Raw genomic sequence first — 12571 nt, 5'->3', positions numbered from 1 at the left:
CAATTGACAGGCATGACAATTGACAGAGGTGACGGCATTGCTAGGCTTCGGCCGTGACCCAAGATCCGTCCGCCCCGGCACACGCCTCCGCACCCGATCCCGAGTCCGGGACCGATCCCGAGTCCGGACTGCGCGAGCGCAAGAAGGAGCGGACCCGCAAGCTGCTGCGCGAGGGCGCCGCCGCACTGTTCGCCGAGCACGGTTTCGCGGGGACCACGGTCGCGGACATCGCCGCCTGCGCGAACGTGTCCGAGCGGACCTTCTTCCGCTACTTCGAGAGCAAGGAGGCCCTGCTCCTGCCCGACAGCATCGACCTCTTCGAGTACGTGGAGGCCGAACTGGCGCGGCGCCCGCCGGAGGAGGACCCGCTCGACGCGGTCTGCAACGCGCTCGTCTCAGCCGTGGCGCCGTTCGCGGCCTCCAGCCTGACCGCGCTCACCCATTCCATCTCGATCGCGGGCGACGAACGCGTCGTAGCGGCCCAACTGGTCCAGCTCTTCGCCGATTTCGAGAACCGGCTCACGCTCATCGTGCTGGACCGGCTCCCCGCCGGAACGCCCGAAGCCGACCTTCGCGCCGGAGTGATCGCCGGCGCCGCCCTGTCCGCCGTACGCGCCGTCCTGCGCACCCAACGCCGGCGCCGCGAGAACGGCACCGTCACCGACACCCCTCCCCCGCACCTCCTGCTGGAGGCCTTCGGGATGCTGAAGCAGATCGGATCCGCCCCGCAATGAAACTCCGCCGCACCCCCGTACTCGTCACCGCCGGGATCGCCACCACCCTCGCCGCCGTCTTCATCGCCGACGTCGTGGTCGAACACACCGCACAGGACCGCATCGCACGGGCGGCGGGCTGCCGCCTCCAGGCCCGGGGACCCGTCACCGCCGAACTCACCGGAACTTTCGCCGGACTTCGCGCACTGACCGGCCAAGTGGGCTCCGTCCAGCTGGCGGCCGAGGGCGTGCACCGCGCCGACACCGACATGGACGTCAGGGCCGAACTGTACGACGTCACGCGCGACGGGGGCATGAGCGGCGGCCGGGCGACGGCCACCATCCCCTACAGCTCCCTGCAGAAGCGCCTGGCCGACTCCGGCCAGGACACCGGGGGCGCCGAGGGCATGAAGGTGGGCGGCGACGCCAAGGGACTCACCCTGACCGGGACGGTGGGCGGCCTCGGCCTCCCCGTGACCGTCCACGCGAGCACCAGCACCACGGCGACCAGCCTCACCATCACTCCGACGACGGTCACCGTGCTGGGCCGCGAGCTGCCCATAGCCACCCTGAGCGGGCTGCCGGGCGCGGCCGGCCTGACCGAGCGGCTCGCCCCGCGGACCGTGGACGTGGGCGACCTCCCGGACGGCGTCCGGATCACCGGCGCCCGCACGACCGGCGCCGGGCTCAGCCTGGACGCCTCCCTCGCCCGCTCCGCGGCGTCCGGCACCGACGGGAACCACTGCACGTCGGCCTAGCCGCCTTCCCTTGAGCAAATACACCGCGACCGCAAGGCGGTCAGCAGGCCAAAACCCAGTTGACTTTACGGATCCTTTGACTTTACTCTCCGGGCGTGAGCAAATCATTTCCCACCACCCTGTCCGCCCTGGCCCTGGCCGCGTTGGCGCTCGGCTCCGCCGGCTGCTCCGCCGGGGCGGCGGACAAGGCCGCGGACAAGGCCGTGGACCAGGTCGACAAAGCGGTGAACGAGACGTACGAGGTCACCTACGAGGTGTCCGGCACGAGCGTCGACTCGATCTCCTTCCACGACGGGGGCGGCACGGCCACCGCACCGAACCTCGCGACGGCCGACCAGCCCGGCACCTCGTGGACGAAGACCGTCACGCTGCGCGGCATCATGCCCCCGGCCGTATCGCCCAGCTCGGTCGACCACACCGCCGACCTCACCTGCAAGGTCATCTACCGGGGCAAGGTCATCAAGGAGGCCACCGGCGAGGCGGCCACCGCGGGCGGCTGTGTCGCGGTCTCACCGGTCGCCGCGTCCTAAACCGGCTCGCACGCAGCACCGGCGGACGGAGAGGATGGCCCGACCGTCCCGTCGTTCGAAGGAAAACCGATGAGCACCCCGCCGCACGTCCACTCCGCCCACGCCTCCCTGGACGGCCTCGTGATGGGCGACACCTTCGGCGACAGCTGGTTCACGCTCTCCGGTGAGAACGTCGAGGAGCAGTGGGCCGCACGCCTGCCGCGCCCCACTCCCTGGCTCTGGACGGACGACTCCGCCATGGCCTTCGTGCTCTTCGCCCACCTGGTGACCCACGGCGAGGTCCGTCCCGGGGATCTGGCGCGGGAGTTCGCCGCCGAGTACGAGCGGGACCAGGGGCGTAAGTACGGGCCGTCCATGCACGGTGTGCTGCGGCGCATCGGGGAGGGCGAGGACTGGCAGGGCGTCACCACCGGGCAGTTCGGCGGACAGGGTTCCTACGGCAACGGCGCCGCGATGCGGGTCGCACCGCTCGGCGCCTGGTTCCAGGGCGACCTGGCGGCCGCCGCCGCGCAGGCCAGGCTGTCCGCGCTGGCCACGCACGCCCATCCGGAGGCGGTCGCGGGCGCCGTGGCCGTGGCGGTCGCCGCCGCGCTGGCGGCGGCGAGCGCGGGCCAGGAGGCCCCGGCCCGCGCCGAGTTCCTCCGGGAGGTCGCCTCGTACGTGCCGGAGAGCGACGTCGGCTCCGGGCTGCGCGTGGCCGCTGGCTTCACCGCGCGTACGTCGGTGCGCCACGCCGCGTCCGTCCTGGGCTCGGGGCTGCTGATCTCGGCGCCGGACACCGTGCCGTTCGCCCTGTGGTCCGCGGCGGGGCACTTGGACGACCTGCCCGAGGCGTTGTGGCAGACGGTCGCGGGATGGGGGGACCGCGACACCACCTGCGCGATCGCGGGAGGGGTCGTCGCGGCCCGGACCGGCACCGCCGGCCTCCCGTCCGACTGGCTCGCGGCCCGGGAGGCCATCCCCGGGTGGAGCCGGTGGACACCGGCCCGCCCGGGGGACTTCGGGAGCGCACACCCGGCCTGGGGCCAGGCGTCGAACTCCCGTCTGCCGCACGACGACAGGCCCTAGCCGACGCGCATGAGCTTCGCCCCGAGCGACGGTTCGGACAGGTCCTTCTGGAGTGCCACGGGGACCGTCTGCGTGCCGGGGCCGGTACCGATGGTCAGTGTTCCGATCTCGGTGCCGGCCCGCGCCTCGCGCGGGAGCCCCTTCTCGCGCACGGCGAGCACGAGTTCGACCTGCTGGCCCGGGACGGCGGCGACCGTCGTGTCCTTCGTGGCCACCACCGGCGTACGGGTGCCGAGCCCGTCGTCCACGTAGCCGACGACCTGGCCCTCCTTGACCACGCTGGCGGATGTCAGCGCGGTGCGGACGGCCTCGATGACCTTCTTGCTGTTGTCCTTGACCAGGATCAGGCTGTTGGCGCCGTTGGGATCGGCGCCGGTGACGTGCTGGTCGAGCATCGTGCCGAGGATCAGCGGGGTCTTGTCACCCACCGTCTTGTACGCCGCCCACATCAGCGTGCCGCCGGCCGGTGTGCTGGACCCGGTCTTGATGCCCTTGATGCTGAGCGGTGAGACGAGCAGGTCGTTGTTGTTGATGAGCTGCTTCGACAGGCCGGGGACGCTGGCACTCGGCAGCTGGACGATCGCCCGGAACGCGTCGATCCGCATGACCGCCTCGGCCAGCTTCAGCTGGTCGACGGCGGTACTCACGGTCTTCGCGTCGAGCCCACTCGGGTCGGTGTAGGTGGTGGAGTCCATGCCGAGCTCCCTGGCCGCGGCGTTCATCTTCTCCACGAAGGCGGCCTCGGAGTCGCTTGCGGTGTCCCAACGGGCCAGCAGCCGGGCGATGTTGTTGCCCGAGGGGATCATCAGCATCTTCAGCATGTCCTGCTGGGTGAACCGCGTTCCGGTCTTCAGGCCCTCGATGCGCGACTCGTTCTCCGAAGTGCCGTCCGCGACCGCCTTGGCGTCGATCTCGATCTGGGGGCCTGCCTCGTCCTTCTTGAGCGGGTGGCCCTTGAGGATCACGTACGCCGTCATCACCTTGGCGACGCTGGCCGTCGGTACGGGCTTCTGCTCCCCGAACGTGCCCACGTCGCCCGCGCCGCCGATCCGTAGGGCCGCCTGTCCCTTCTCCGGCCAGGGCACGTCGAAACGGCCGTCGAGGGTGAACGCGGTCGCGGCGTCCCCACGGGCGAGAACGGGGGCGGGCAGCGGGCGCAGCGCCTGTACGACGGCCAGTACGGCGACCAGCAGAAGCAGCAACGGCACCCAGACCCGCACCCGCCGGGCCACCGTCCGCCCCCGGGTCTCGGGCGGCGGCGGAGTATTGGTGAGTTGCGCGAGCAGATCGAGCGGCGGCAACGGCTGCTCGGCGGTCCACTCCAGGACGGGACGGGGCCCCTGACCGGGGATGGGTCCGGGGCCTTGGCCCCGGGCGGGGGTGCCGCCCGGGGCGGAGGCGGGCGCGGCGGCCGGAGCCGTGGCCGGGGTCGCCAGCGGAGTGGTTCCGGGAACGGGTCCCCGAACCGATGACGCCGCCGACGACGGGGCCTCGCCCAGCGGCTTGAGCCGGATGAACGTGCTCGTCCTCTCGCTGTCCGACTCCGGGACCGACCGGGACTCGGACTGGGACTCGGACCGGGACTCGCGGTCGGAGTCGGATGCGGTCTCGCCGGTCCCGCCCGCGGGCTGGGACCCGAGCCCGTCCGCGGACTCGGCCACAGGCTCAAGGCCCGGGCCGCGCTCGAGCCCGGACTCACGGCCGGATCCGGGCTCGGACTCAGAGTCGGCCACTGTCCGGGTCCCGGGTACGGACTCGGCCGCGGGCCCGGGCTCGGCGCCCGACTCGGACTCGCGCTCGGAGGCGCCCACCGACTGGGACTCAGGTGCGGACTCGGCCACAGGCTCAGACCCTGACACCGGCTCCGGCTCCGGTACGGATTCAGCTGCGGGCTCCGGGACGGACTCCTGGCCGGGGCCGCCGGAGTCGGCCTCGGAGCCGGGCTCAGGGTCGGCCACTGTCCGGGTCCCGGGTACGGACTCGGCCGCGGGCCCGGGCTCGGCGCCCGACTCGGACTCGCGCTCGGAGGCGCCCACCGACAGGGACTCAGGTGCGGACTCGGCCACAGGGTCGGACGCCGGCTCCGGCTCCGGCTCCGGTGCGGAATCGACAGCAGGATCCGGCACGGATCCCCGCTCCGGCGCAGACCCGGTCCGGGGATCCGGGACGGGCTTCGGGGTTTCCGCGGCGTGCCCGTCGGGCGTTCGCGCCGGGTCCTGCTCCGTCGCCACGTCGGACTTCTCGCCCTCCACCGGTACCGCCGTCATACCGCAACCGCCTTGCTCGTGCCGTTCTCGTTCGGACTCCAGTCTCCCCGTCCCATATGCGCGGGCGATGCGCACAAGATGACCAATTGGTCACGATCCCGCAGGTCACACCGGGTCAGTACCGGGTCAGTGACGGGTCCGCACCTGTCGTCAAACGGTCATCGAGCCATCACGTCCCCATCATGAGCGCCCCGGAGGATCACCATCTCCCCCGCGGCTCGTTCCAGGCGACGCCTGCTCACCGGTGGCGGCGCCCTGTTCCTCACCGCGGCCGCCGGCTCCCTCCTGGCCGTCAGCTCGGGCGGGTCCGGCCGGTCCGGCGACGACGGCCGCGACCGCGCGGGCCGGCCCGAGGCCCCGAGCACCGTCCGCGCGGCCTCAGGCTGGATGCCGGGCGCGGTCAGGATGCCGCTCGAGCGCAACTACGTCGTCGGCGAACGCGACGCGCAGCGCGGGCTCGTCCTCCACGTCCAGGAGGGTGAGGGCTCGTTGTACGAGCGGTTCAACACCCCCGGGATCAAGGCCTCTTCCCACTTCTGGGTCTCACGGGACGGGGAGACGGAGCAGTACGTGTCCGTCCTGGACGGCGCCTGGGCGCAGGTCGACGGCAACGGCGCGTGGGCCTCGGTCGAGTCCTCCGGCTTCGCCGCCCGGGCGCTCACCGAGGCGCAGGTCGACGCCGTCGCCCGCGTCTACGCCTGGGGCGCCGATGCCCACGGCTGGCCTCCTTCCCTCAGTGAGCGTCCGGACCAACCGGTCACTCCGTGATCCCGGGGTCTTCTGCCCCTCGGCGCTGATCAATAGGGTGCGACCGTGGCGAAGAGCGATGAGATACCCGCAGGTCAGAACGGTCCCGACGAGGACGAATGGAACGCCTTCGTCCTCGCGCACGCCGCGAGCGGCCCCTCCGCCGCGCCGGTGCGGCCGAAGCGGACGTGGCCCCGCACCACGGTGACCGTGCTCTTCGTGGCGGGGCTGGCGTTCGTGGCACTGAAGTTCACGGGGTCCCCGTTCGACAGCGGCATCACCCCGCCTGCCGGCACGGAGGCCGTGGCCTCTCCCGCCTCCGCCACGCAGCGGCCGGTGATCTCCCTGGGCGAGGCGTTCCCCGCACACGTCCCCGACGGGTCCGGCGGCGATTTCACGCGGGTGGCCGCGGCCGCGTTGAAGTCCTGCACCGAGCCCGGCTCGGTCGGACCGGGTCTCGCGGCCGGCATCCGCGAGAGCGGGGGCTGCGTCGGTGAGCAGGTCGCGCTCTACAAGGACGCGCACGGCAACCAGTACAACCTGGCCGTCTTCACGATGAAGGACCCGGGGGACGCGGTGCACCTGGTGACCGGTCTGTCGATGGCCATGGACGACTACCAGGTGGCCGCGCAGGCCCCGCCGGCCGGGTCCGGGCTGCCGGTCCTCCCGGCCGACAGCGGGATGGTGCAGGCCTTCACGAGCCAGGGCCGGGCGATGGTCGTCGGCCTGGGCCAGTGGTCCGACGGCCGCGCCGCCGACTACCAAAATCTGGTCGACCGGCTGTCCCCGCTCCTGAACGGCGTCTCGGACAAGGTGGCCCGGTACGAGAACCCGAGCTGACGCCGGCCCCCGGCTCAGGACGGCGGGTGCAGGGCGCGCAGGGCCGAGCGGTGGGAGACCCAGCCCAGGAGGTGGTGGCGTTCCTCGTCGAGGACCGGGAGCCCGTCGCCGTCGCTCGCCACGAGCAGCGGCAGCGCCTCCTGCAGGGACTGCCCGGCGAGCAGGGCCGGCGGGTAGTCCCGTACCGCCTCGATGGACTCCCCGGCGGGCGGGACCTCGTGCAGGGCCCGCGCCAGGGCGAGCGCACCGACCGAGCCCTCGTAGCGGCCGTGCCCGTCGACGACCGGAAGGCGCCCGGCGTCCGCCTCCATCATCGCCGTGGCGGCTTCGCGCAGGCCGGTGCCCGGCGTGAGCGGGGGCGGCGGCGGGCCCATCGCCGCCCGGACCTCGATCGCGGCCGGGCCGGTCAGGTCCAGGTCGACTCCGCGGCGCAGGAGCTTGGCCGTGTAGACGGTCTCGCCGCTGAGCGCGTGGCTGACTCCGGTGGCGACGGCGACGGCGGCCATCAGCGGCAGGATGAGGCCGTACTCGCCGGTGAGCTCGTAGATGATGATGACGGCGGTGATCGGCGCCCGGGCCGACCCGGCGAACACCGCGCCCATGCCGATGACGGCGTAGGTCATGGCCGAGCCGGTCACGCCCGGTGCGAGGTGGCCCATGCCCTGTCCGAAAGCACTGCCGAGCATCGCGCCGACGAACAGGCTGGGCGCGAAGACGCCGCCCGAGCCGCCGATGCCGATGGTGACGCTGCACGCGAGGATCTTGCCGACGAGCAGGACCAGCAGGAATCCGACCTCGTACCCGCCCACCGCGGCCTTGCCCAGTACCGGGTAGCCGACCCCGTACATCTCGGGCAGGGCGAGCAGGATCGCGCCCAGGACGATGCCGCCGGCTGCCGGCCGCAGCCATTCCGGGCCGTGCCAGACGGCGTCGCAGATGTCCTCCACCCAGTACAGGACCTTCGTGAAGAGCACGCCGACGGCGCCCGCCACGGCGCCGAGCAGCACGTACAGGGCGTACGCGGCCAGGTGGTCCACGTCGACCGGCGTCAGGTCCAGGAACCGTTCGTCTCCGAGGGCCGCGCGGCCGATGACGCTGGCGGTCACCGCGGAGACGGCCACCAGGCCGAAGCGGCGGGCGGTGAAGTCGCGCAGGATCAGCTCCATCGCGAAGAAGACGCCGGCCAGGGGCGCGTTGAAGGTCGCGGCGATGCCTCCGGCCGATCCGCAGGCGACCAGCACCCGCATCCGGTCCTCGCCCATGCGCAGGACCGATCCGGCGGTGGATCCGAGGGCGGCCCCGATCTGCACGATCGGCCCTTCGCGGCCCACCGAACCACCACCGCCGATGCACAGGGCGGAGGCGATCGATTTCACCACCGCGACCCGGGGCGGGATCCGGCCGCCCTGGCGGGCGACCGCGTACATCACCTCGGGCACGCCGTGGCCGCGTGCCTCCTTGGCGTAGCGGTAGACGAGCGGCCCGTAGATCGCGCCCGCGACCACGGGGGCGAGCAGCACGAAGTACGGGCCGAGCCAGGGCACGTACGGGTTGGCGGCGTGTCCGGCCGAGGAGTAGTCGTCGTGGCCGGACAGCACCCGGGTGAAGGCCTCGATCAGCCACCGGAAGCCCACCGCGCCCAGTCCGGCCCCGGCACCCACGAGGACCGCGGGCAGCAGCATCGCGGTCTGTGTCCGGCGCAGCGCGTCCCGTGCCCCGGTCACCGAGAACGGCCCCATCTCCACTCCTCAGGAACCGATGCTCTGCCGATCGCGCGCCCCGGCCCCCTGACCACGATCCCCCGGAGCACCCATCCAACGGTCCGCCGCCCGTCCCGGCCCGGAGGCGGGCCGCGCGTACACCCGTTCGGCGCAGGGGCCCGGGCCGGGGCCGGTGAGGGGATCGGGCCGGGGGCTATTCGGCGGAGAGGCGGGTGCTGAGCCACTCCAGCGACGGCGGGATCTCGCGGTTCCACGTGTTGAAGCTGTGGCCGCCGGAGTCGAGGGTGATGGAGTAGATCCGCTTGGGACCCTTCACCTTCTCGATGAACTTCTGTGTCGGCCCGTAGTTGTCCTCGCCCTTGAGGGATGTGGTGACGAGGAAGGCCCCGTTCCCCTGGGGCAGGTGGTCCAGGCTCCACAGCAGGTCGGCACGCTGCTGCTCGGCGGTGTTCCCGTGGAAGAGGTCGCCCGCGCCGTAGCTCTCGGGTTCGTAGTCCGCGGACAGTCCCACCCCGGCCGAGTAGCTCTCCGGGTGTTCCAGGGTGACCTTCAGGGCGCAGTAGCCGCCGGTGGAGTCGCCGATGATGCCGAGGCTGCGGGAGGAGGTGCCGATGCGGTAGGCGCCGGTCAGGGCCTTGGGCAGGTCGGTCCCGAAGAAGGTCTCCGTCTGGGGGCCGCCGGGTATGTCGATGCACTGGGTGTTGCGCGGCGGGGCGACGGTGGGCCGCATCATCACGAGGATCATCGGCTTCATCTTCTGCTGCTTGGCCAGGCTCCACGCGGTCTTCGGGTAGCGCAGTCCGTGCAGCAGGTTCTCCGCCGTGCCGGGGTAGCCGGTGAGGACGACCGAGGCGGGGAAGCGCCGGTGCTCGTTGCCCTTCTGGAAGTACTCGGGCGGCAGGTAGACGTAGGCCGGGGTGGCGATCTTGGAGCGCTCCCCCTCGATCATGACCTTTTCGATCGAGCCGCCCAGATGCTTGGTCCTCCCGCCCGGCACGTCCGGGTTCAGCCGGTCGGTAACCTGCACGGCCGAGGTCCCCCCGGCGTCCCGCCCGCCGACCGTCAGCGCCTGCTCCTGCCCGGCCAGCTCCGTCCAGGAGCCGTAGATCAGGAAGCTGCGGTTGGCCGCGAGACCGACGCAGGACAGCACGAGTACCTGGACGACGATCACCAGGCCGATCCGTCCGAGGATCCGGCGCCACCCCCGGGGGGCGAAGCGCGGCCAGAGCAGGATGGCGGCCACGAACATCAGCGTCGTGGCGACGAGGACCGTCGCGAAGAGCGTGTTGCTGGTCAGACTCACGAAATCGGGGGACTTTCTGCGACGGTTCCGCGGGGAACGGGGCAAGGACGCGCACCGCTTCCCGGGTGCGCATGAGGCTAGAGAGCTGGGCAGACCGATCCGTTCCCTCCCGGGGAGGTCGGATGATCACACCCGGCGGGCGCGCCACCTCGTGCGCACCAGGACGCCCGCGACGAGCAGCGCGCCCGCGCCCGAGCCGGCCAGACCGGCGTTCAGCCCCTCGGGCAGGTACGAGCACGCGAGCCGGCCGGCGCCGCGGCTTCCCAGGGGGACGCCGAGCAGGCCCTGGTACGAGACCGGGGCGCGGGCCGGGCCGCCGTCGACCGAGCAGGTCCAGCCGGGGGACGCGGTGGTGGCGAGGACCGCCGTGCCGGCCGAGCCCTTGGGGAGACGCGCTTCGACGGTGTGGCCGCCGGCCGTGACGGAGGTGGCCCCGGTGGCCTTCAGGCGGGCGACGGCCGCGTCGAAGGCGGCCGGGTCCAGGCAGCCGAGCGCGTCGGACGGCAGGACCTGGCCGTCCTTGGGGGCGCGCACGGAAAAGGTGAAGCGGCCGTCGGCCCCGGCCGTACCGAGTTCCTTGAGCGGCGCGCTGACCGCGGGCGGGTTGCCGGAGAAGCTCTCGCGCCGGCCGGTGCTCTCGTCCCGTGCGGTCGCGTACAGCTCGGGGGCGTGGAGGAAGGCCCGTTCTCCGGGGGCGCACCGGGCGGTGAAGGCCGTCCAGGTCTCCGGGCTCTCGCCCTCGGCCCGCGGCAGGGCGAAGCCCCGCCCGGACTCGGGTGCGGCCGGGCCGCCGGACCGGGTGAGCGCGGGCACGGTGTAGATCCTGGCGCCGAGGGCGGCCTGGCGCCGGGCCCACACCGAACCCGCTGGTGCTCCGTACGCCTGGTCGCTGCCCGGTGCGCGGACGGTGACCAGCGGCGGGGCGGGCACGGTGCGCGCGGTGGCGCCGTTCGCGCCGGCCGGCTCCAGGACGGTTCCGACGCCGAGCAGGGCCCGCAGGACCGGGTCGTGGGCGGGCCACAGGTGGCGGCCGCCCATCGCCTCGCCGAGGCCCAGGCCGCGCAGTCCGGTCGCGGTCTCCACGCTGACGTAGCTGCTGTAGTAGGCGCCGCCCTGGCCGCCGACCAGCATGGCGTCGTTGTTGGTGACGAAGATTTCGGGTCCGGCGTCGGAGCGGGTGGCAGGCCAGTTCCGGCGTGCTTCCAGGGCCTGGCGCGCGTTGAGGCCGAGCTCGGTCATCGTCTGGGCGCGGACCGGGCCGCGCCGGCGCGGGTCGTCGACGACGGCGTTTCCGTAGACGGAGTACGTGGTGCCGGCGAAGACCGAGACGGCCAGCAGCAGCATGGCGCCGATGCGGGCGGGGCGGCGCAGTCCGCGGGCGTAGAGCAGCAGCAGGACGGTGGTGACCGTACCGCCGACCAGGACGCCGGTGAGGGCGTAGCGGTTGACCGGCGGGAGGTCGTGCGTGGCCGTGACGAGTAGGGCCAGCAGGGAGGCGCCGGCGAGCACGGCCCGGGGCCGGGGCATGTGGGCGAGGCAGATCCAGGCGGCCATCGCCAGCATGCCGCTGAGCACGAAGGACTCGCGGAAGGGGGCGCCGTGCGGGAGGGCCCCGCCCTGCCAGAGCCTGGCGGTGGGGGTGAAGACGAAGGAGGCCGCGGTGAGCAGCAGGAGAGAGAACCAGGCGAGGCGTTCGCGGACGCGGACGCCGGAGTGGAACATCAGGGTGAGCACGAGGAGCAGGACGAGCACCCCGGCGAAGATGTTGGGCGCCGGCCGGACGGGGTGGGTGCCCGGTATGAGCATCGAGAGGTAGGTCAGCGGGTCGGTGTTCACGCTGACGACGTACAGCTCGGTGGGCTGGGCCCGCTTGTTGGCGAGGGCGCACACCAGGATGGCGGGGGCGGCGAGCAGCAGTCCGGTGCCGGTCATGGTGGCGGCCCGCCACAGGGCCCGGCCACGGGTGCGCCAGTCGGTGTCGGCGAGCAGGAGCCGCACGAGGAGGACGAGCGCGGTGGCCAGGGTGGCCATGGCGGCGGTGTAGAAGTTGGCGTACCAGCAGAGGGCGACGAGCAGGCTGCCCAGGATCCAGCGGCGGCCGGTCAGGCACCAGTCGGCGGCTATCCCGAGCATCGGTATCGCGACCAGGCCCCAGGTCCACATCGGTACGACGGTGCCCTCGGCGACTCCCCAGCCGCAGACGGCGTAGCCCACGGAGAGGAGGGCGCGCAGCCAGGGCGAGCCAGGGCGGAGCCGGCCGAGGAAGACCGTCATCAGGGCGGCGGCGAGGCCCATGCTGAAGAGGCTGACGAGGTAGACGGAGAGCTCCGCGTACTGGCGGGGCAGGGCCCCGGTCAGCAGGGAGAACGGATTGCTGAGATAGGTGAAGAAGTCGCCCAGGAATCCGACGCCGTAGCCGCTCTGCCAGTTGAAGAGCAGGTCGCCCTGGGCGTTTGCGTGCTGGAGGTCCCAGAGGCGGGTGTGGAACGGCACGTATTGGTGGCGCAGGTCGTTGTCGGCGCGCGGTATCCGCCCGAAGGGGTACACGCCGCGGGCGGCGAGACCCGCACTGTAGGCCGCCATGGATATGAATGCGGCCACGAAGGCAGAAAGGAATGCGGTAT

At 72.6% G+C, this 12571-nt stretch carries 10 protein-coding genes; 6 read left to right on the top strand and 4 right to left on the bottom strand.

Annotated elements, in window-relative coordinates; translation table 11 throughout:
* Positions 1–53: 53 nt before the first annotated feature.
* The 4 genes from OG389_RS34415 (at position 54) to OG389_RS34400 (ending at position 3069) form a co-directional block, all read left to right on the top strand.
* Positions 54–734 (top strand): TetR/AcrR family transcriptional regulator, encoded by a 681-nt coding sequence (locus tag OG389_RS34415; RefSeq protein ID WP_328302951.1) that lies wholly within the window; start codon positions 54–56, stop codon positions 732–734.
* Positions 731–1471: an LmeA family phospholipid-binding protein gene (locus tag OG389_RS34410; protein ID WP_328302949.1), complete on the top strand. Its 741-nt coding sequence runs from the start codon at positions 731–733 to the stop codon at positions 1469–1471. The genes OG389_RS34415 and OG389_RS34410 overlap by 4 nt, the downstream gene beginning before the upstream one ends.
* 95 nt (positions 1472–1566) lie before the next feature.
* Positions 1567–2001, top strand: coding sequence for a hypothetical protein (locus OG389_RS34405; RefSeq protein WP_328302947.1), 435 nt, complete (start codon positions 1567–1569; stop codon positions 1999–2001).
* 69 nt (positions 2002–2070) lie between these two features.
* Positions 2071–3069, top strand: a complete 999-nt coding sequence (locus OG389_RS34400; RefSeq protein ID WP_328302945.1) for an ADP-ribosylglycohydrolase family protein — start codon at positions 2071–2073, stop codon at positions 3067–3069.
* On the opposite strand, the gene OG389_RS34395 is transcribed toward OG389_RS34400, so the two are convergent.
* Positions 3066–5336 (bottom strand): D-alanyl-D-alanine carboxypeptidase, encoded by a 2271-nt coding sequence (locus tag OG389_RS34395; protein ID WP_328302943.1) that lies wholly within the window; start codon positions 5334–5336, stop codon positions 3066–3068. The genes OG389_RS34400 and OG389_RS34395 overlap by 4 nt on opposite strands.
* 405 nt (positions 5337–5741) lie before the next feature.
* Between OG389_RS34395 and OG389_RS34390 the strand changes: the two genes are divergently transcribed.
* On the top strand, positions 5742–6104 hold the full coding sequence (locus OG389_RS34390; RefSeq protein ID WP_328302941.1) for an N-acetylmuramoyl-L-alanine amidase: 363 nt from the start codon (positions 5742–5744) through the stop codon (positions 6102–6104).
* Positions 6105–6149: 45 nt separating this feature from the next.
* The gene (locus tag OG389_RS34385) at positions 6150–6923 is read left to right on the top strand and encodes a hypothetical protein (RefSeq protein WP_328302939.1); all 774 of its coding nucleotides are present in this window, start codon (positions 6150–6152) and stop codon (positions 6921–6923) included.
* Positions 6924–6937: 14 nt separating this feature from the next.
* Here the strand turns inward: OG389_RS34385 and OG389_RS34380 are convergent, their stop codons facing one another.
* From OG389_RS34380 to OG389_RS34370, 3 genes are all read right to left on the bottom strand, one after another.
* Entirely contained in the window at positions 6938–8662 is a 1725-nt protein-coding gene (locus tag OG389_RS34380; protein ID WP_328302937.1) for a chloride channel protein, read from the bottom strand.
* A gap of 175 nt (positions 8663–8837) precedes the next feature.
* On the bottom strand, positions 8838–9947 hold the full coding sequence (locus OG389_RS34375) for an alpha/beta hydrolase (protein ID WP_328302935.1): 1110 nt from the start codon (positions 9945–9947) through the stop codon (positions 8838–8840).
* Positions 9948–10073: 126 nt separating this feature from the next.
* Positions 10074–12548 (bottom strand): YfhO family protein, encoded by a 2475-nt coding sequence (locus OG389_RS34370; protein WP_328302933.1) that lies wholly within the window; start codon positions 12546–12548, stop codon positions 10074–10076.
* Positions 12549–12571 lie beyond the last annotated feature (23 nt).

It is taken from the genome of Streptomyces sp. NBC_00435 (assembly GCF_036014235.1).
Classification (GTDB): domain Bacteria; phylum Actinomycetota; class Actinomycetes; order Streptomycetales; family Streptomycetaceae; genus Streptomyces.
Note: the sequence above shows the minus strand (reverse complement) of the source record. Positions and strands in the feature narration are given on the sequence as shown.